Origin of the sequence: Dictyobacter arantiisoli (genome assembly GCF_008326305.1) — a bacterium.
Classification (GTDB): domain Bacteria; phylum Chloroflexota; class Ktedonobacteria; order Ktedonobacterales; family Ktedonobacteraceae; genus Dictyobacter; species Dictyobacter arantiisoli.
The window spans coordinates 14,637-35,225 of sequence record NZ_BIXY01000004.1 but is presented as its reverse complement, the minus strand read 5'-3'; the positions used below and the strand labels follow the sequence as shown (position 1 = coordinate 35,225).

At 48.4% G+C, this 20,589-nt stretch carries 21 protein-coding genes; 12 read left to right on the top strand and 9 right to left on the bottom strand.

Going from position 1 to position 20,589, the window contains the following annotated elements:
- Positions 1-30 precede the first annotated feature (30 nt).
- Both F1593_RS02375 and F1593_RS02370 read right to left on the bottom strand, forming a co-directional pair.
- Positions 31-480 carry a YiiD C-terminal domain-containing protein gene (locus tag F1593_RS02375; protein WP_149399964.1) on the bottom strand — a complete coding sequence of 150 codons (450 nt, stop codon included), beginning with the start codon at positions 478-480 and terminating at the stop codon, positions 31-33.
- A 105-nt stretch (positions 481-585) separates the two neighbouring features.
- Positions 586-1,530, bottom strand: a complete 945-nt coding sequence (locus tag F1593_RS02370) for a phosphotransferase (protein WP_149399963.1) — start codon at positions 1,528-1,530, stop codon at positions 586-588.
- A 555-nt stretch (positions 1,531-2,085) separates the two neighbouring features.
- Here F1593_RS02370 and F1593_RS02365 point away from each other — a divergent pair.
- Together F1593_RS02365 and nth are read left to right on the top strand one after the other, a co-directional pair.
- Positions 2,086-3,075 (top strand): HAD family hydrolase, encoded by a 990-nt coding sequence (locus tag F1593_RS02365; RefSeq protein WP_149399962.1) that lies wholly within the window; start codon positions 2,086-2,088, stop codon positions 3,073-3,075.
- Between the two features lie 95 nt (positions 3,076-3,170).
- A complete protein-coding gene (gene nth, locus F1593_RS02360; protein WP_149399961.1) occupies positions 3,171-3,830 on the top strand; it encodes an endonuclease III in 660 nt (219 codons plus the stop codon).
- A gap of 227 nt (positions 3,831-4,057) precedes the next feature.
- Here nth and F1593_RS02355 read toward each other — a convergent pair whose 3' ends face one another.
- On the bottom strand, positions 4,058-5,002 hold the full coding sequence (locus F1593_RS02355) for a DUF4118 domain-containing protein (protein ID WP_149399960.1): 945 nt from the start codon (positions 5,000-5,002) through the stop codon (positions 4,058-4,060).
- Between the two features lie 349 nt (positions 5,003-5,351).
- On the opposite strand from F1593_RS02355, the gene F1593_RS02350 reads away from it, so the two are divergent.
- Positions 5,352-6,314 carry an amidohydrolase family protein gene (locus tag F1593_RS02350; protein WP_149399959.1) on the top strand — a complete coding sequence of 321 codons (963 nt, stop codon included), beginning with the start codon at positions 5,352-5,354 and terminating at the stop codon, positions 6,312-6,314.
- A gap of 23 nt (positions 6,315-6,337) precedes the next feature.
- Here the strand turns inward: F1593_RS02350 and F1593_RS02345 are convergent, their stop codons facing one another.
- Complete coding sequence (locus tag F1593_RS02345) at positions 6,338-8,767, bottom strand: peptidase domain-containing ABC transporter (protein WP_216368750.1); 2,430 nt, start codon at positions 8,765-8,767, stop codon at positions 6,338-6,340.
- The gene (locus F1593_RS02340) at positions 8,764-9,330 is read right to left on the bottom strand and encodes a hypothetical protein (RefSeq protein WP_149399957.1); all 567 of its coding nucleotides are present in this window, start codon (positions 9,328-9,330) and stop codon (positions 8,764-8,766) included. Before F1593_RS02340 ends, F1593_RS02345 begins: the two co-directional genes overlap by 4 nt.
- 348 nt (positions 9,331-9,678) lie before the next feature.
- Between F1593_RS02340 and F1593_RS02335 the strand changes: the two genes are divergently transcribed.
- From F1593_RS02335 to F1593_RS02300, 8 genes are all read left to right on the top strand, one after another.
- Complete coding sequence (locus F1593_RS02335) at positions 9,679-9,981, top strand: DUF2795 domain-containing protein (protein WP_149399955.1); 303 nt, start codon at positions 9,679-9,681, stop codon at positions 9,979-9,981.
- Positions 9,982-10,590: 609 nt separating this feature from the next.
- A complete protein-coding gene (locus F1593_RS02330; RefSeq protein WP_149399953.1) occupies positions 10,591-12,177 on the top strand; it encodes a PTS transporter subunit EIIC in 1,587 nt (528 codons plus the stop codon).
- Positions 12,178-12,209: 32 nt separating this feature from the next.
- Complete coding sequence (locus F1593_RS02325; protein WP_149399951.1) at positions 12,210-12,662, top strand: PTS sugar transporter subunit IIA; 453 nt, start codon at positions 12,210-12,212, stop codon at positions 12,660-12,662.
- A gap of 120 nt (positions 12,663-12,782) precedes the next feature.
- Positions 12,783-13,043, top strand: coding sequence for an HPr family phosphocarrier protein (locus F1593_RS02320; protein WP_149399949.1), 261 nt, complete (start codon positions 12,783-12,785; stop codon positions 13,041-13,043).
- A 446-nt stretch (positions 13,044-13,489) separates the two neighbouring features.
- On the top strand, positions 13,490-14,131 hold the full coding sequence (locus F1593_RS02315; protein ID WP_149399947.1) for a hypothetical protein: 642 nt from the start codon (positions 13,490-13,492) through the stop codon (positions 14,129-14,131).
- Between the two features lie 169 nt (positions 14,132-14,300).
- Entirely contained in the window at positions 14,301-15,107 is an 807-nt protein-coding gene (locus tag F1593_RS02310) for a hypothetical protein (protein ID WP_149399945.1), read from the top strand.
- Positions 15,108-15,266: 159 nt separating this feature from the next.
- Positions 15,267-16,295: a dTDP-glucose 4,6-dehydratase gene (gene rfbB, locus F1593_RS02305; protein ID WP_149399943.1), complete on the top strand. Its 1,029-nt coding sequence runs from the start codon at positions 15,267-15,269 to the stop codon at positions 16,293-16,295.
- Between the two features lie 274 nt (positions 16,296-16,569).
- The gene (locus F1593_RS02300; protein WP_149399941.1) at positions 16,570-17,217 is read left to right on the top strand and encodes a hypothetical protein; all 648 of its coding nucleotides are present in this window, start codon (positions 16,570-16,572) and stop codon (positions 17,215-17,217) included.
- Here F1593_RS02300 and F1593_RS02295 read toward each other — a convergent pair.
- On the bottom strand, positions 17,210-17,485 hold the full coding sequence (locus F1593_RS02295; RefSeq protein ID WP_235932465.1) for a hypothetical protein: 276 nt from the start codon (positions 17,483-17,485) through the stop codon (positions 17,210-17,212). The genes F1593_RS02300 and F1593_RS02295 overlap by 8 nt on opposite strands.
- 9 nt (positions 17,486-17,494) lie before the next feature.
- Between F1593_RS02295 and F1593_RS02290 the strand changes: the two genes are divergently transcribed.
- Complete coding sequence (locus F1593_RS02290) at positions 17,495-17,725, top strand: hypothetical protein (protein ID WP_149399937.1); 231 nt, start codon at positions 17,495-17,497, stop codon at positions 17,723-17,725.
- Positions 17,726-17,855: 130 nt separating this feature from the next.
- Here F1593_RS02290 and F1593_RS02285 read toward each other — a convergent pair whose 3' ends face one another.
- Genes F1593_RS02285 through gmd form a run of 3 tightly spaced genes read right to left on the bottom strand, consistent with a single transcriptional unit; the run spans position 17,856 to position 20,553 of the window.
- A complete protein-coding gene (locus F1593_RS02285) occupies positions 17,856-18,515 on the bottom strand; it encodes a D-sedoheptulose-7-phosphate isomerase (RefSeq protein ID WP_149399935.1) in 660 nt (219 codons plus the stop codon).
- Between the two features lie 8 nt (positions 18,516-18,523).
- Positions 18,524-19,483 (bottom strand): GDP-mannose 4,6-dehydratase, encoded by a 960-nt coding sequence (locus tag F1593_RS02280; RefSeq protein WP_172631797.1) that lies wholly within the window; start codon positions 19,481-19,483, stop codon positions 18,524-18,526.
- A 56-nt stretch (positions 19,484-19,539) separates the two neighbouring features.
- Positions 19,540-20,553: a GDP-mannose 4,6-dehydratase gene (gmd, locus tag F1593_RS02275; RefSeq protein WP_149399931.1), complete on the bottom strand. Its 1,014-nt coding sequence runs from the start codon at positions 20,551-20,553 to the stop codon at positions 19,540-19,542.
- Between the last annotated feature and the right edge of the window lie 36 nt (positions 20,554-20,589).

Here is a 20,589-nt window from a genome sequence, read left to right as displayed (position 1 = left end):
CGCAGAAGAGACAGGCACAGAGCAGACATATTATGCTAAAACGGCTACATATCTTCCCACAAAAGACACGGCATGGACATCACCCTCAAGCACCTCAGCATGCAACTCAAGCCTTCCTTTGCCATAGGAGTACAACATCTTATTAAAATGGGATAACTGATCCTCCGCCGGTCGATAGCAAAGCGCGGAAAAATCTCGCCGTACCGGATGAAGATATTTACAGGTACTATCCTGAATTACAATCTCGCCTTGCAGCGACTGCTCTTTCAACAGAAACCAGACCATACTCCAGCCCGCCAGGGTCAGTAGCGCGCTCAGGCTACCTCCGAAGGCGGTACCACTATGGTTCACATTCTCAGCCAGCGGTGCATCCAGGCGTAAGTAATGCTGATTGTACTCTGCTACCTGCAAGCGAAAATGCTCTGTGATGGGGATCTCTCGCGTAAGCAGGTGCTGCAACTCATGTAATTCATCAATCATAAAATCAATTATTCCTCACAAAAATAATAGTGGTGTCATATCCATTCTATACTATACCCCATTCTCTCGTGGGTTCAAACAGCAATCCCGCTAGAGAGCCATCCATCAAGCCGCCAGAGTATTGGCATAGTATATAATGTTACGAATCATCGCCGGTATCCATTGTTGGGTTTCAGGGAGCATATAGCGGGCTTCCGTCAGGGTCCAGCGAATACTGGTAAGCAAGATACACACGGCACCAAGGGCAACTTGCCACGTGATAGGGCGTTCACCCAATACATGTACACACGCATAGTCATGTCCCCAGACACGCAATTCATCCTCATAGGCGGCAGTGAGCAGTTGCGTGTCCACCTTGCGAGCGGCCGCGGCATGGAGCAGACTAAACAGATCTCCCAGATAAGGACTAAAGTAGGCCATAGCCCAGTCAATTGGCGTCATGATGTCCTCACGCAAAACGAGATTCTTCACATGGTAATCATTATGGCATAAGGTCATCGGTATCTCTGCATATAAATCCTGCAATTGGGCAGGCAACCAGCCAGCGATAGGTGCCAGCAAAGCCTTCTTCTCAGCATCTAACTCTGCGCAATGCAAGAGATACTCCAACGCCTCTACATAATAGGAAGGCTGGATCACCAGCTGTGCGGGCGGCTGAAGCACACCAGCCTGTAGACGAATAAGCGCGCTACAGCGTACATATGCCAGCAGGCGAGCTGCCGTCACAAAATGCGACAGGGAGGGCTGCTGATCCAATGTGTAAGGTCCAACATCTTCTAGAATAAAGAGATTTTCAGCAGGCGTTTGCCAGTATGAATGTAAGGCTGGCCGTGGTATGTCCAGAGGTTGCAAAAGCTCGCGATAGATTCCTAACTCGCCCATCATTGATCCCGTGCAGCGCTTGGCGATCCAGCTCTTTCCCTCTGCCGACGTAATGCGCCAGACTTCAGAGAGCCCCCATTTTCGTAAAAGTTCCCAATGCACGGCTTGAGTCAATAGAGGCAGATGTGCCCTATACTCAGACCATGGATGAGGTATGATTTCTGACATATGCTTACATTTTCTTATTTTGTATCATAAAAACACATAACGCTATCAGCACAGTATAGTCAATAATTAAAGAGAATGGCAAGTTTAAGCCGCCTCCGGCGGCGCGGCAGGAGAAGGCCAGGAAATGGAAGCAGCATACACTCTTCCCATCTTCCTTATTCAAGAGGTACACTATCTGGGGATAACCTGTAGCTTGCGTGCCATTTTTTGCGGCATCTGTCAGAGAGTCAGATTCCCATGATCTCCGCATTCTTCGCACATGAGTTTTCGCACCTGCGGTGCTCAAACCTCTTTTTATGATGTGTTGCAGAAAAGGTGCTTTGCACCTTTTCTGCAACACATCATAAAAAGAGTGCAGGCGCGGACGCGCCTGCCAGCAAGTGAACAGCAAGATTCCGCTGGTACTGGGAGTCTGACACATTCTGACCTCGACTTTGTACAATTTGAAAATGTGAGCTCAAAAATGCGTTGCACTCGCCCTTTTTCGCAAGCTCAAAAGCCTAAAAATGTACAAAGTCGAGCTGACTGGCAGTTATACGTAACAGAAGGAATAGCATGAATAAACAGATATATAATACACACAATAGAGATGATCAACCATTTATCCATGATGGCAACCATGCATCTGATGGGTCCGAGCCAGCGCTGGCTTCCTGGCGGGACGGTCCAACGAAACGCGCCATCCTCCAGTTTGTAGAGCAAGTTACGGATCGCAATAGTCCAACCTATGTCGCACCGGCTAAACGGATCGCAGCCTTCGACAATGACGGCACGCTCTGGTGTGAAAAACCATCCTATACCCAGGAACTCTTCATTATCCAACACTTTCGCCACTGTGTTGAGGCCGATCCCCAACTACGTGAAGTGCAACCCTACAAAGCCTTCTGGGAAAATGACCGCGCCTACTTTAAAAATCTGACCATTCAGGAACTTGGAGTCATCATTATCCAGGCGGTCTCCTCCAGTCTGCAGGCTGACTATGAAGCAGAGATCCATGATTTTTTCGTGCACAATCAACATCCAACCTATCATAGACCCTTTACCGAAACCGCCTACGTTCCCATGCTCGAACTGGTATGTTATCTGCAAGACAATGCGTTCCAGGTGTATATCGTGACCGGCGGCGATACAGATTTCGTACGCTCCGTCAGCGAGATCATGTATGGCATCCCACGCAGCCATGTCATCGGAACATCCGTAGAAATCAAGCTAGACGTACGCGATGGACAGCCGATACTGGCGCGGCAAAACAAAATAATCGAACCTTTTAACGAAGGCACAGGTAAAGCCATCAATATGCACTTACACATCGGCCAGCGTCCAATTCTTTCGGTAGGGAACTCAGATGGAGACATCGACATGTTACACTTTACCACCCATCCAGACCACCCAACGCTTCCCCTCTTAATTCAACACGATGATGATGAGCGTGAGTTTGCCTATGACACGGGAGCCAAAAAAGCGCAAGAGATGGCTCGTGAGCGAGGCTGGCATATCATTAGTATGAAAAAGGATTTTCAACGCGTCTTTGCTTTTGAGGACTGAGGGATAAAATTACCAGTAATCAGGCAGATAAAAAGAAGTGTATACAAAAAGATCTGCCCTCTTGTATAAGTTGGTGGATCGGGATGGAATGGTGAATGGAAGAAACGTTATCCAATACGAACAACCTGCATACAGTAGAGCCAATGATGGCTGAACTTGCGGCCCTTTATCCACAGGCCAGATATGATCTTAACTTCAGCACACCACTGGAGTTATTGGTAGCAACACAGCTCGCGGCACAATGTACCGACGAACGCGTCAACGAGGTAACGATCAATCTGTTTCAAAAATATCGAAGTGCTGCCGACTATATAGCAGTCAGCCAGGAAGAGCTAGAGCAAGATATTCGCCCGACCGGCTTCTATCGCAAGAAAGCCAAACAGCTCCAGGCGGCCTGCCGCTATCTCAGCGAACATCATGCAGGCGAAGTTCCGCGCACCATGGCAGAGATGATCAAGATACCCGGAGTCGCCAGAAAGACGGCCAATGTCATCCTCGGCAATGCTTTTGGGATATCTGAAGGATTCATTGTGGACACGCATGTCGGTCGTCTGGTACAACGCTTCGGCTGGACACAGCAGACCGATCCGGTCAAAGCTGAAAAAGAACTCATGCAACTCATTCCAGCTTCAGAATGGCTCAATCTAGCCCATCGCATTATTTATCATGGACGTGCTACCTGTCAGGCCCGCGTTCCGCACTGTGCTGACTGCACGCTCGCTCAACACTGCCCATCCGCGCAACTACAAAAATAGCCTCCAACGGGCCCAATACATTGTGATCGGGCCCTTTCCCTCTTCACCAATTGTTATGATGTGGTTGATCTACTAAATGCCATTAGCAAACTTTTCACGCCGTTGCATTCTTTATCTCGTCAGTATAACACGCTCCTCTGCTCACCTGTAGTCGTACAAAACGTGCCACACCCCCATGGCCTTCACGATCTTCGCATTCGAATCGGCAACTTCGGCAACTATAGAGTTTAATGATAAATGACTGAACGCAAATGGGCGCGCTCAAGCAGTGAAGAGACCTGCTCTACAAACGTCCAGAAAAAGGAAAGGCGCGAGATTGAATGGGTTAGATCTGCTTCCATACGTTCCGTACTGTCGAACCAGGGCGCAGGATCGGTAATATGCAAACAGAGGACGCCAAATGTTTGCTCATCCGCTTTTAAAGGAAGGAAGCGCAGAATAGTAATGGGCCTGACTTTCTTATACAAGCGCATGTGTGAACCGCTATCCAACTCATCGGGAGTGGCTGCAAAGCGTTTCTCTAACATTTTCCCCTGCACCATTGCCGTCACCGCCAACAGTCGCTCCTCATAATCCAGCGTAAACTCATTAGCAAGAGCGGTTGTGACTAACTGCTTCAGCGCCCCTTGCTCATCAGGCAACAGGATCGCGCAATGTCGCACGCCCCAGGCCGCAAACACACGGGTAAACGCCAGGGCAATAATTTCTAGTTGATCATTACGGGCCTCATGTGAATTAGTCAGGCGGATCAGTTCATAGAGAATACGTGCCTCGCGTTCACGTACCCGGGCAAGCGCCGTGCTCTGGCGTAGCGTCAGTGTCAATTGGCTGGTCAGAAGAGCCGTAATCAGAAAGACAAACAGGGCCACCCATTCTTCCCAGCGATTAATGGTAAAGAGATACAATGGTGGAACCAGGAAAAAGTCAAAGGCGAGAAACGCAACCACTGACGCCAGTAAGGATGCATAGCGTCCATAGAGGCTGGCAAGCACAAGAATGAGCAGCAAATAAATAATCGAGATATTGGGAATGCGGGGATAGAGCTGAAAGAGCGCGATAAAACCAGTCACACCTGACGCTCCGCCAATCGCAAGCACACTTTCCCATACAATGTGCCACCAGCTCAAGGATTTCGTATCCTGCAATACAGGAATAATGTCAATATTTTGCATATCTCATCTTCTTCGCGACAGCGCAGATGTCAGCAACGCACCAGTGAATGCAACCAGAGCAAATTCACAGAATGTGTATACCTGTGCTCTAAATCTATCCATAGCGTACGTCAAAAAAACTCAAAATTTGCTCAATACTCGCATCCAAACCATCAAAATCCACTCACGAAGCGCACAACGGCCACCGATAGCTACTATACGATAAGCTTCTTTACTATCCCTTATCTCATACATCCTTAAAAAAGTCCATTGAAAAAGCAGAAAAAGCATGCTATAACAGAATAGCACTATAGGACGAAAACTTTCTTTAAAGAAATACGTCATTATCCGCAGGAGAAAGGAACAGTTTATGACCTCACACATGCCTCCGCGCCTGATTGACTTTCACAGCCATTACTATGATGAAGGCTGGCTGCCCATTCCTCCACCGCTGGGAACAAGTAATCTGGCCCGTGCCTGGCCCCTTCTGACGGATATTGAAGCGCAACTCGCCGCTATGGAGGTGGCTGGTATTGATGCAAAGGTTGTCAGCGCGCCTGTCAGTACGATTGTGTCGCCAGTAGAACAGCTACCTCCGATCTTGATGGAGCGCATCAATGATCAAATCGCTACCTTAATTGCCAGATATCCTGAGCGCTTGCTGGGAATTGCCACTATCGATGCTTTTCAGGGAAAGGCGGCGGCTCGTGAAGTCGAGCGTGCGGTTCAACAGCTCGGCTTGCGTGGAATTTGCGTGGATTCGTCACAGGGAGGACACTATCTGGATGCGGCAGAAGCGCGTCCTACGTTGGAGGCGGCAGCAGCACTGGGTGTGAGCATCTTTGTACATCCTGTCAATCCATCGGGACTGACAGAACGATTGGCTCCCCTGGGCGGTCTTGGTGGCTTATTGGCACGTGGCACCGAGAATGCTGCCAGTATCCTGACCCTGCTACGTAGCGGCATCCTGGAAAAATTACCGACATTGCGCCTCGTTCTCCCCATGATTGGCGCGGGCGCACTGCTTTTCGCCGGGCTGGCTGATATGGACTATGAACGCGACGATAGCTGGAAAGGTACGCCGCCAAGCGAATTACGCCAGCGCCTCTACATTGACACAATGGGATTTGATCCCGCGGCGATCCGCTTTGCACTTGAGGTTGTGGGGTCAGAACATGTCGTGATTGGAAGCGACTGGCCGGTCATGCCAATTACAACCCGCCGCCGTATTGATGATCTACTGGCTGCCTTGAAGCTCACTGAAGAACAAAAGGCATGCTTGCTGAGTGGGAACACCGAGCGCCTGCTAACCAGTTCCGTCGAGCAGCTATAATTGACGGAACTGATAGTAATTACTTAGTCAGCTTTAATTTCGCCATTTTCTAACTGGCTCTGAATCAGTTTAGCATAAAAGCCACCCATATTGACCAGTTCACGATGGGTGCCACGCTCTACAATTTTGCCCTGGTCCAACACAAAAATCTGATTTGCATTGCGAATCGTACTCAAACGATGAGCAATAATGATCTGGGTGCAGGCAAACTTACGCAAATTGCGTTCTACCGCAGCTTCCGTAACGACATCCAGACTACTGGTTGCTTCATCGAGCAACAAAGCGGTGGGAGCAGTAGCGATGGCGCGGGCCAATGCGATGCGTTGTCGCTGTCCTCCTGATAAGGCACTCCCACCTTCAGAAACAAATGTCTCATATTCCATCGGCATCTGCATAATATCATCGTGTAACGCAGCGATCTGAGCTACTTTTATGACCCGCTCCATCCCTATCGTTGGATCATTAAACGCAATATTCTGACGCACCGAGCCGCTAAATACGGTCGCTTCTTGCATGACAACACCAAATTGCGCACGGACAGCCTGATAATTTAGCGCGCTCAGTGGAATATTGTCATAATAAATCTCGCCCTGCGTAGGAAGATATAAACCCAGTAACAATTTACCCAGCGTCGTCTTTCCCGATCCAGATTTTCCCACCAGGGCCACCTTTTGGGCCGCCGCGATATTGACGTAAATAGAGCTTAAAATAGGAGGTGAATGCACATCATAGCGAAAGGACACATTTTCTAAGCGTATGCTGCCACGCAAGCGCGGAGGTTGCTTCACCGTTGTTACATCCTGCTCAGGAACAGCATCCATTACATCCGCGATGCGCTCCAGATGCGCCTGTACATATTGAAGCGTCTGGCCGCTACTGATCAAGGATGAGAGGGGCAAGAGTAGTGAGATTGCCAGCGCATTGAGAGCCAGCATAGAACCAACAGGTAGGCTGCCATTCAAAACCTGGATCGTACCCAGCCAGAGTAACAGGAAAGGAGCCAGTGCCGACAACGATCCCATGCCGGTTGAGATAAGTGAAGAGAGGTAAAAGCGCCGATTAGAGACATTCATCTGTTCATAGAAGAAGTTGGACCAGGTGGCGCGCGCCCGCTGTTCCGCACCGGCAGCCTTTAACGAGACAATACCTTTAAGCACTTCAGAGAAATATCCCTGCGCCTTCCCGCTAGCTATCAATTCGCGGCGTGAGAGATCGCGCATTGAACGGGCGGTACTGAATAGCAGAATAGCCTGTAAAACGCCCAGTATCACAACAAGCAACGTCATAATTGGCGAGACACAAAGCAGAATGATAAAGTACACCAGAACAAAAGCGCCATCCAAAATCGTCGAAATGAGTTGATTCCCAATCGCATCCCGGATCACCAGATTACTACTGAGGCGCGAAATAATATCTCCACTTGAACGTTGCTGAAAAAATCGCAGGGGCAATTTCAAAAGATGGTCGAAAAAGCTCAACATCATCTCCATATCTAAACGTGACTGAAGATAGGTGAGCACGGTAGCACGCAGGAGCGTAGTAACCGTTTCGGAGATAATGAGCAGGAGCAGACCAATACTAAGCAATGTCAGCGCATCATGCAGTTTAAAAGGAATTATTTGATCGACCACGACCTCAGTAAAGATCGGAGTGACCAATCCAAACAATTGAAGAAGCAATGAGGCAAGGAGGATCTGTCCCAGTGCTCCTGGAGCCAGATGCAGATATTGGCGTACATACGCACGTAGATTGAGACGTTCCGCAGCAGGATTCGCGGTGGAGAAATCCACATCTGGTTCTAGCATGATCACGATACCAGTAAAGCTGCGGTCAAACTCTTCGGCAGTCACCCGCCGTCGACCTATAGCGGGATCGAGCAACTGTACTATTTGTGGCGTCCACTTTTCGACAATCAAGAAGTGATTGAACTCCCAATGGACAATCGCCGGTAACGTCACCCGACTAAGATCATTCTCCGCCAACGAAATAGAGCGCGCCACCAAATGAAAAGCGCGAGCAGCCTTCACCAGTTCCAGAGCATTCAAACCGTCACGTCCCACACCGCAGAACTCGCGCATCTCCGCCACACTCGTTTTACGGCGGTAATAGCTCAAGATCATCGCCAGACAGGCGGCACCGCACTCCACAGCCTCCATTTGCAATAAGGACGGCGCCTGTCGCCGATGCTTATGCTTCTGTGTCCGCGCCCGGGTTGGAGGTGACGGCGACTGTGACGACATGTGCGGAGGAGGAGTCTCGCGTATCTTTTCTTGAGCCTGCGCCATCTGCAAGGAAAAAGCCTGGGTAAGCATTGTCTGCTCACGATGATCGATCAAAGCCTGAACCTCAGGCGCAGTTGGTTGATCAACAAATTCCAGATCAGACAGATAGGCACTACGGCGTCGGCCAAAACGTAGGATCGAAGCCTCTAATTCATCAGGTTTCTTATTCACTTATTTCCTCCCAGCAGTGAACCAATACCAGGCAAAAGCGCCAGGACAGGATGAGAGCCGATTTGAATACGTGCATTTAATACACTACCTGAGAATTTTTGTAATGAGAAACCTGCTACAGCCCGAGCTTCAAGCACCAGCGATGGCTCTGTAATCACGCCCCAGGCACTACTCCCCAGACCAAATTGTTGCCGCGCAACCGTAGGACTGATCGCTTTCCCTTGCACCGATGCGACACTTGTCGAAAAGGAAGGTCCCATACTCCCAACCTGTATCTGAATTGGATCTCCTTTATGCACCGCAGCGAGCTGGTCAATCGGGAGAAAGAGATAGATGCCCGCTGCATAGCTCGCATGCTTCTGACTTAACACAATGCCAGAACTGGTGGTAAAAGAGGGCACCTGTCCCAACCAGGCAATCCCAACAACAATCAAGAGAGCAAGCAGCATACCCCAGAGATAAACCGTATTCCGCAGCGAAACAAAGCGTGGTAAAGTCGCCACAACATTGTTTTGAGAATAATGCTGTAATGCTCGTTCCCGATAAGGTGAAAAGCCAGCCATACCATACCTCCCTCTCATAGCACTGACATCCAATTATTAAACGCCTGAATTACCAAAAATTTGCTGAAGACTATTCTAGACCTTAGATATATAGCTTTATAGCTTTAATCTCTATTTCATTCGATTATCCTTCAGTAAATGTGGCAGGGGCCGAATATATATAGTGGTGAAGCAATGACAGTGCTAAAAAGAGCTTTTGTGCAGACCAGAACAGTTCTATACATGTTCCTTTTACCTGTCAAACAGAAGGATTATCCTGTGCGGGACCAGTCCTTTAAGATACGTTACAGTCATTTATAATCGTTCAATCCTGTTAACAGGCAGATTGAACCACAGAGGAGATTTATCATGGCTAAAGCTGATTCAATGAACATCGAGAGCTATCTGAAGGATATGAAGTATCCAGCCAATCGTGAAGAGATTGTCAAACATGCTCAGCAACAGGGTGGAGACGATCAGATGTGTAGCATGTTGCGCCAGCTTCCTAACCAGCACTACCGCTCGGTAAATGAAGTGAGCAAGGCTTTAGGCAATATCTCAGGTGGCAACCGAGCTGACTACGAGCGTGGCAGCAACGATGGCAGAGCCGATCATGAGCGCAGCAATAATGACAGCAGAGCTGATCATGAGCGCAGCCACAGCCATAATTAACCCGAACCATTGCGGTCAAAGAGCGCAGAGATGAAAGGCAGCGTTGCGTTTCTCTCGCGTGTTGTTCTACACACTGCAAAGAGGAAGAAGCATGTATTCTCTTCCTCTTTGCAGTGCATTTTTTACCTAAAAATTTGCAATACTGGAATGATAAAGCAACGTCCGGGGGTCCTATGGTGATAATAACTACAAATTTCACCAAAAATCTGTAATCTATGTGAGCTAGTGGTCTAGACATCTTGACAATTACTACAGAACAGCATATAGTATTTGCATGAGCTATTTCACATTCATGCGTTTCATAGATTACCAATGAAGGTTTTTCTTAAACGCTTGAAAAGGATAGCATGTCCGCTTTAGTAGAGAAAGTTATAATACACGGACATACTTTTAACTCGTCTACCACATGTCCATACAAGGGCATGGCTGTAATTATTCGGAGCAACCAGGAGTAACAGCGGCAAATGCGTATGGGTAGAGCTGTTCTCCATGCCTTTTTTTTATGAAATAGGGTTTAAAGGTTGAAATAGTTACATTTATTTTTGGGAAGCCTGCATCGTAGCAGGGACCTTTTGCCAGAAGTAACCCTTTAGTAGAGGAGAACTTACAATGAGTTCAGTAAGCACCACATCCAGCACAGGCGAGCGTGTTCTTGGATCATTACAAACAGTTGGCCGCTCACTTATGCTTCCCATCGCAGTCTTACCAGCAGCCGCGCTGTTACTGCGCCTGGGTCAGAGTGATATGTTAGGTCAATTCCATTGGAGTGTCATCCACTGGGATTGGCTGGCATCTGCCGGCAATGCTGTTTTCAGCAACCTTCCACTTATTTTTGCGATTGGTGTCGCGCTTGGTTTGACCGGTACAGAGGGAACAGCCGCCTTAGCAGCAGTGGTTGGCTATCTCGTCTTTAATGCAGTATTTCAAAATATTATTCCACAGGTCAAGGCAGCGGACGGTACATTTTCGCCAGATCCTAATATTACAATGGGTGTGCTTGGCGGCATTATAATCGGTCTGACAGCGGCTGGTTTATACAAGCGCTTCCACGACATCCGCTTGCCAGATTATCTGGGCTTCTTTGGCGGTCGGCGCTTTGTACCAATTGTCACTGCGCTAACAGCAGTTATTTTAGGCATCATCTTCGGTATTATCTGGCCGCCAATCAACACCGGCCTGGACGCGTTAGGTAAGGGCATCGTTTTTCTAGGACCGCTGGGAGCTGGCATCTACGGCTTCTTAAACCGCCTGTTAATCCCCCTTGGTCTGCATCATATTCTGAACTCCTACTTCTGGTTCCAGCTTGGCACCTATAAAGGGGCCACCGGCGATCTTAACCGCTACTTTGCGGGTGATCCTACTGCCGGACATTATATGGCTGGCTTCTTCCCAATGATGATGTTTGGCCTGCCTGCCGCCTGTCTGGCAATGATCCGGCATGCGAAATTCTCCAAAGTAGCGGCTGGTATCTTGCTCTCAGCGGCCTTTGCTTCTTTCTTAACAGGTATCACAGAACCAATCGAATTCGCCTTCATGTTCGTAGCACCGGTACTTTTCCTCGTACATGCTGTCTTAACAGGAACGTCACTGGCTGTCTGTTATCTCCTGAACATCAAGATCGGTTTCGGTTTCTCGGCTGGTTTTATTGACCTGGCGCTCAACTTTAATAAGTCGAATACGACCAATGTCTGGCTCTTAATCCTGGTAGGACTTGTCTACGCCGTTATTTACTACTTTGTCTTTAGCTTCTTCATTGTACGCTTCAATCTGGGCACACCTGGACGTGGTGAGGCTTCAACCGGCCTGAGCGCGGACTGGATTCTCCCCGAGAGCCAGCGTGGACCGAAAAAGGTCAAAGGAGAGACGGCACCCGTAGCAAATGAGGCACCAGTTGCAACGGCTACGGCTGAAGCTGGAGCGTTTGAAGATAATGATACCCGCCTGGCTCGTGAAGTCATTAAGGCCCTGGGCGGCAAAGAAAATTTACAAAGCGTTGAGGGATGTATTACTCGCCTGCGCCTCTTTGTGAATGACCCCGATCAGATCGATGAGCCTCGTCTGAAGAGCCTTGGCGCTTCGGGCGTGCTGAAAAAGGGCAAAGTGGTTCAGGTTGTGATGGGAACGCAATCCGACCGCATTGCACTACGCATCAATCGCATCCGCAAAGAAGCGACACCTGACGATGTCAACGTATAGGTGCAGGAAAACTAGAAAGTAGATAGACTATTATGACAAGGATTAATGTTATCGCCCCAATTGATGGGATTGCGGTGGATCTGACAACCGTTCCGGATGAGGTATTCGCACAAAAAATGGCTGGCGATGGCGTAGCAATTGAGCCAACTGGATCAGTTGCCGTGGCGCCGATCAGTGGTGAACTGGTCAAGCTGTTTCCTGGCGGACATGCCTTCGGAATTACCACAGCCGGAGATGTGGAGTTGATTGTCCATATTGGACTCGATACCATTGAACTCCATGGTACTGGATTTGAGAATATTGCGACTGAAGGGCAACACGTTGACGTTGGAACACCAATCGTACGCTTCCAACGCTCAACTATTGAGGGTCAGGGCAAGATTGTGATCAGTCCAGTTGTTTCCAGCGGTGGTGGAACTGTGATCGAACATGCCACTGGACCCGTCAAGGCAGGAAAAGATGTACTCTTTGTCATAGAGGTATAACTTTCAGCCAGCCCAATTTCTTACTCATTCTTAAGCAGATGATAGAGTTGGGCTGGCTTTTTTTTGGGGAATTTACCCATTCTGGAACAGCAGCATAGCATGAATAAAGGATAAGGAATCATGTCGGAACGAACGGTCATACTTGCCAGTACATCAGGTTTACATGCCCGGCCAGCCGCCGTATTTGTGCAGAAGGCTAAAGGCTTTCAGAGCCAGATCTCACTCTCAAAAAACGATAAAACGGTCAATGGGAAATCTATTCTCTCCATTATCTCGCTAGGAGCTTTACAGGGCGATGAAGTAACGATTAAAGCCAGCGGTGCCGATGAGGAAAATGCTCTGTCTGATCTGACAACGCTGCTTGAACAAGATCTAGGTTAAGAATATATCAATTCTTGGATGGTTCGTTCGCGACGTTTATCTGGCCACACGACAAGGAGCGCAAGAGATGGTATGAGTCGATATTTCCGGATAAAAAGTGAAAGGTGTCTGAATATATTTTTGTAAAAAAATAGGTGCAAGAATAAGAAACTATTTTTAACGCTGATACGTCTATTTAATAGGAGTAATGAAACATTTCGATACGTCAAAATCATAGACTCACTTTCATCACTACTTAACAGGGTCTACATCCTTTAAGGTGAAAACAGGGTGCAGGGGCTGACGTCCCATAGGGGCGAACGTAAGGCTTTTCAAGCGGGATTGCAAAGGGCGGCCAGCCCTTAATAATCCCGCTTCTGTTCGCACCTTCCCTCTTCCGCCACCCGGAAGGACAGAGAGCCACTTAACATTGTAATGAAGGGCATTAATTGCAAGGAGTAGTATCTATGGCTACAGCGGTACAACAACCAGACTCAGGTAAAATTGCCTTCCGACAAGGACTTATCTATGGCATAGCAATTGCCGTCATCAATTTTCTGCTGGGCCTGGTGGCCAGTTTTGCACATGTATCCGTGCTAAGTTTCTTTACCTATCTCATCTCGCTGGTTGGTTTTTTCGTCGTAGGTTTCCAGTCTGCCAAAGCTACTGGAAAGGTAAGCACCGGCACCCTGGCTGGCTTATGGGCAGGTTTAATTAGTGGTCTCATTTCACTCATCATTGGAATAATCAGCCTCTTTACAGGTGGCACAACAAGCTATCAAAATATCATCAATCAATCGGCATCTCAGTCACATGTCTCATCCTCTACCATACAATCAGCACTCATTATTGTTGGAATTGTCGTGTTAGTTATTGGCTTAGCAATAGGCCTGGGCATCGGTGCTGGCCTTGGTGCGCTTGGTGGCCTGGCAGGCAAAAACCATTCTCGCGTCGTAGCTGCGCCAGCAAATTATCCTGATAGCGGCGCTTATCCCAACAGTACGCCCTATCCTGATAGCAATGCTGATCCCAACGGCGGCCCCTATCCTGCTAGTACTCCTGATCCCAACGGCGGCCCCTATCCTGCTAGTACTCCTGATCAGAGTTAAAAGAAGCAGTAACGAGAAAACGAAGCATGGCTTCCGCCAATTAGTGGACGCCATGCTTCGTTTTCTTCTATAATAGAAGCAGATGAAATTGTAATTCTATAGGTATCGTTTACGTTGAAAAAATTCGATGCTTCTGGAAGAAAACGCTGCTTTTAGTAAGGAGCACCTTATGCAGCCAGTTAATAATCCGCCGGATTCAGGAAAAACATCTTTTCAATATGGACTCATCTTTGGTATTAGCCTGTTTGTAATTGCGACATTACTTTCAGCTTTGAATACCTTTGCATTAAAAGGCAATACTGCTTTAAATTTAATTATTGTCGGTTTCATCTGGTTACTTGATCTGGGCGCTTTCTTTGCCGTTGGGGTCTTCGCAGCCAGAAAGACCGCACTGGTCAAGACCGCTACAATGGCTGGTTTGTGGATGGGCATTTTTGATGGAGTGCTTAGCGCTATTTATGGACTGATTATATTTTTCAGCTATTCGTTGAAAATAACAGAAGACGCAATGTCAAAAGCAAGCTCCACCTCCAGTTCAACAATGACTCCTGCAACAATGCATAGCTTTCTAGTGGTTGGTGGGATTGGCGGCCAGGTATTCGCTATTCTCTTCACAATTGGTATTGCAACAGGCATGGCAGCACTGGGTGGCTTGCTGGGACGTAAGCTCTCAAAGGTTGTCCGACCAGGATATGGTCCCGCATTCTATCCTGGAGCGCCTTTCCAGGGGCAACCTTATCCTGGCTATCCAGGGCCAGGGCAACAGCCTTCCCCCAATCAGCCCTATCCAGGCTACCCGGGCCAACAGCCCTACATGGGACAACAACCTTATCCCGGTTATCCAGAACCGCAACCGCAACCTGAACAACAATATTCAGGGCTACCCTTCTATTCAGGAGAAAATGCTGACACATCAATTCCAGCTACGGAGTTGTCAGATAAACCTGCGAACCAATCAGAAAACGAGAAAAATTAATCCTGCGATCCCGATCAAAAATTGTCATGAGAAAAGCACTAGGCAGCCAGCCTGAGACGGTTGCATAGTGCTCTTCTTTATGAAGGATAGGGGCTACAGTTGAGTTCATGATATGATGATAGTAATAAAATATTCTGCTATCTCTTCAGGAAGGTAACTATGCGTATATTTGTAACCGGTGGGGCAGGATTTATTGGTAGCAATTTCGTACATCATCTATTGAATAAGCATACTTCTGATGAAATCATTGTATTTGATACGTTGACATATGCAGGAAATCTTGCGAATCTTCCTTCTCTATCGACAACGGCACGCCTCTCTTTTATTCAGGGTGATATCTGTGATGAGCGGAGCGTATTGCAAGCGCTGGCTGGCTGCGATGCAATAGTGCACTTCGCCGCCGAGACGCATGTTGATCGCTCACTCGTAGAAACTCAGAATTTTATCGCTACGAATGTTCAGGGAACATATGTCTTACTTGAAGCGGCTCGCAAACGACATCTCCAACGCTTCCTCTACATCTCGACAGATGAGGTTTATGGCAATGCTTGTTCGCCAGCAGGTGTAAGCCGTCCTTCGCTTGAGAGTGATAGTTTGCGTCCACTCTCACCCTATGCCGCCAGTAAAGCAGGCGCCGATACGCTGGCCTTCTCCTACTGGGCAAGTTATGAATTACCAGTAACCATCACGCGTTGTAGCAACAACTATGGTCCCTATCAATATCCTGAAAAACAGATTCCACTCTTTATTCTCAATGCTCTGGAAGACAGGCCATTGCCCATTTATGGTGATGGTCAACATTCACGCGATTGGATACATGTCTATGACCATTGCGCTGCCCTTGATCTACTGCTCCATCATACAGAAGGACAACCAATAGCTGGTGAAATTTTCAATATCGGGGCTCACCAGGAGCGTTCGACACTGGAAAACGCAACCACTATTCTGAAGGTGCTTGAAAAGCCAGGTGAGCAGATAAGCTTTGTGAAAGATCGACTGGGACATGTACGTCGACATGCCGTTGATACAGAGAAAATCTATCAGCAATTGGGCTGGCAAACACAGATCCCTTTCGACGAAGGCATCAAGCAGACTATTGATTGGTATCGCAACAATACAGCCTGGCTGGCAGATCTCAAACAGAAAAACAACGAGTTTCTACAAAAGGCGCTGAACCTGGGACTCTGATAGAGAACGCCGAGCCTCTTGTGATCCTTCTAGATTGATATGTAGAAAGTTTATTTCTTTACAGTTTTAAGCATTCTCTGCTATAAGTGGCATAATCCTGGTTTTACTGCCCATGTCTTGCTGGCCCTACTTCCCTTCCGGGGTTCGTTTGCCAGTAGAGATTGTGCACATTTACTTGTCTTAGAAAGCAGAGGATTTTTGTATGCCACGATGTTGTTTTGTGAGGAAGCTACTGCACTTAAATGCCCTTATAACACTTGTAATCCTATTATGGATGCCACAAGCTGTACTGGCAGCACTACATCCATCAATTATAGTCAACAGTACAGCGATCAAATTAGATGCACAACGTTGTGTGAGCGTGCTCGTTAAGGGACAAAATTTCTCTTCTACTACAACCAAAACCAGTTTCGCCAGTTTGAGCGCGCATGATCCAGCCGACAAGAAGTTGCCGGTCACGCCAGATCGTGTTGCCCTCAGCAGTCACGGAACATTTGCACAGATAGTGAAAATCTGTGATTTGCTTCCCCTCCCGTTCGAACATACCGTACTGACAGCCACAGATACGCTAACGGGCATCAAGATTAAATCTACAACGCTGGAGATCGCAGTACCTGAGCCAGCAATCGCAGCGACACCGCTCAAAGTACAACTATTCAATGGCTGTGCGACAATCACGCTTACTGGTACCCACTTCATTCCATCAAATATTACTGTCAATTATGCGATTATTTATGGTATTCATGCCAAAACTCTCCAGCAACTTCAGTTGAGCCCGCATAAGATCAACGTACTGGGCGGTGGCAATATTGCCTATTCAGCTCAGTTCTGCGGCCTCTCAAAACATCAAAAATTTGTGATAATTGCCAGCGATAGCGCTGGAGATCGCTTTTCAGCGGCCCAACCTATTGAAACTATCTAAGTTTCAAGCAAAGATTACCAGTGTCAGCTATATTGAGCAGAACGATGGCTCCTTGAGCGTCAAACTGGAAATTCATGCGCTTCAAGCCTTTGTCTTCTAACGCGCGGGTCACTTCGTCTTGCAACTCCTCATGGCAATAGAGCAGCAAGAAACCACCGCCACCCGCGCCTGTAATCTTGCCGCCTGATGCGCCGTGCTGACGAGCCAGAGCGTAACACTCATCAATAAAAGAGGTTGCCAGCCCGGGAGCCAGGTGGCGCTTTTGCAACCAGGAATAATGGAGCAGACGCGCAAACTCATCCAGATCACCCCGGCAAAGGGCTCGCCGCCCTTTGCAATCCCGCTTGAAAAGCCTTACGTTCGCACCTATGGGGATTGCATCCCCTCGGCACGCACCTACACTTCTCCATCATCATTGCAGGTATATGAACCATATTTTGGGGACACCCCAAACCCCGGCAAAGGGCTGGCCACCCTTTGCAATCCCCGCTTTTCAAATGAAGAGTAACAGAGTGCTACCTCCCCATAGGGATCATGATGCTCGCCTGCAGACGGTACTGACACACTGCACCTTTTGTGATTATGTGATGAGAACACACATGTGTGAAGATCACGAAAGATAGAGGAATCTAACCCTTCTAGTGTGAATACAAATGCGTCCTGGCTGCAGCAGACAGAGGAGCCAGGCGAGCCCGCTCACTTGTGCGGACAAAGGCTCGCATATGTCGCGTCAACACATGGGTTAAAATCATATGCGCATCCTCCTCCTGCTCAATATTTTGTCCTGGAGCAAGCACATAGGCATCCACCAGGTTTTTTAGCTGGCCGCCCTGCGATCCTAACAAACCAACTGTCATTGCGCCTACCTGCCTGGCAAAATGCACTCCATTGATGATATTGGCCGAATTTCCACTCGCGCTAATCCCAATCACCACATCGCCTGCTTCCAACAAGTTTACCAGTTGTTCAGAAAAAATATGCTCATAGGCTGTATCATTGCTCCACGCCGTAATCAAGGGAATATGATCCGTCAATGAGAATGCCTTAATACGTGGTGTACCCTGGACAATTGTATTCTTGGCAAGATCAAGGGCAAAATGGGAAGCGGTAGCGGCGCTCCCACCGTTTCCCATGATAAAGATACGTTGATCATGGCAATATGCCTGTTCGAGCAGCACAAAAACTCGTTCCAGATGTGGCTGCGAAATCGCCTGTAACATAGCTGTTACTTCCGCAAAGTACCTTGTCGTGGTTGTCAATGTAATACGTCTTTCTGTACAGATTGTGAGAGAGGTCATGCTCTCCCTCAGATCGTTGCTCTCCAATAATCAAGGGTTTGTTGCAGGGCCAGATCAAAATCCAGTACCGGCTTCCAACCGGTATGCGCAAACAGCCGCGAGGTATCCGCTATACTGATCGGCTGATCGGCTGGTCGCAAACGAGTCGGATCTTCCTGAATAGCGATGGGTACGGTCGCATAGCGCAACAGCCGCTGCACAACCTCACCAATGGAGCGCGCTACCCCCGAACCGATGTTATACACATCTCCAGGTTGACCATAAGCCGCAACCGCCAGATAGGCACCAACAACGTCCTCAACGGGCAAGAAATCGCGTTGTGCCTGCAAATTTCCGACCAACAAAACTGGCTCGGCTCGTCCCGCCTCAATCAATGCGATCTGACGCGCCAGATTAGCAATCACAAAGGTCGGAGTCTGGCGTGGACCAAAATGATTAAACGGCCGCACACGTAGCGTGGGCAGGTGATACGCGACAAAATACTGGTATGCATACAGGTCCTGCGTCGCTTTGGACACGGCATAGGGATTGAGTGGACGAAACGGCTGCTCCTCATTAATTGGATTTTCTGTCGCAGGCACCAGACCATATTGCTCACTCGAGCCTACCACCAGGATGCGCGGCATCTGTTGTGTTAGTCGTACAGCCTCACAGAAATGGTACAATCCCAATGCATTAACGCGTAAAGTTTGCTCTGCATCAAACCAGGACGCCGCCACCGAGGATTGGGCAGCCAGGTGAAAAAGCAGATCTGGTTGTACCAGCTCCATGATCCGCCGTATATCCCCCTGGGACAGCACATCCCCAACCACAGGCCTGATAGAGCTTAGTTCAGCAGTATGATCATCTCTCTGCCGATATAAACCATAGAGGCTGGCTGCTGGATACTGACGCTGACACTGACGGGCCAGATACTTCCCAACAAAACCAGAAATTCCAGTAATCAGGATGCGCACAGGTACACTCATGACCGCCATCCCCTCTTCCTATTATATAATGCCCTATAAGCATAAATAGAGCCACTTTAACGTGCTGGATTCGTAATTGCATAACTCCCTTTTTTCAGCGCTTCTCTGGCCTGAGCTAATTGCTGGATATCATTTTCAACCATATCGCGAACCAACTCTTCAAAACCTTTTGTCGGGGTCCATCCTAACTGTTCAGCAGCTTTCGAGGCATCACCTAATAGCTGCTCCACCTCGGCGGGCCGGAATAACTGCGGTTCAACTCGCACATACGGCGACCAATCCTCGATGCCAACACAGGCAAATGCGGCATCGACAAAATCGCGCACACTATGAGAGACGCCAGTTGCAACCACATAATCAGATGGCTCATCCTGTTGCAGCATACGCCACATTGCCTCGACGTAATCCCCGGCAAAGCCCCAGTCGCGCCGCGCCTCCAGATTGCCCAGACTAAACGACTGCAGTAATCCCAGGTGAATCTGTGCCACAGCATGCGTAATCTTGCGTGTCACGAACTCTAAGCCACGCCGTGGCGACTCATGGTTGAAGAGAATACCGGAGCAGGCGTACAGTGAATAACTTTCGCGAAAATTGACCGTCATCCAATGAGCATAGAGTTTCGCTACACCATAGGGGCTGCGTGGATAAAAAGAGGTGAGCTCATTTTGTGGGATAGCCTGTACATTCCCGAACATTTCAGAGGTGGAAGCCTGATAGAAACGGACCGACCATTCTACTTGCCGGAGTGCTTCCAGCATACGTGCGACACTTAAACCAGTATACTCGCCAGTGGCGACTGGCTGTACAAACGAGGTTGCCACAAATGACATCGCCGCCAGATTGTAGACCTCATCGGCATGAGAATGGCGCAGGGCCTGCAATAAAGACATTTGATCCAGCAAATCTGCGTCGATAAACTCAATGTCATCCAGAATATGGCGAATACGCTCACAATTAAATGTGCTGGCACGTCGGACCATCCCATAGACACGATAGCCTTTTTGTAGCAAAAGCTCCGCCAGATAGCTCCCATCCTGGCCTGTGATACCAGTAATTAATGCACTTGGCATGCCCCTTCCTCTCTTTCAATCATCTTTCATGACAAT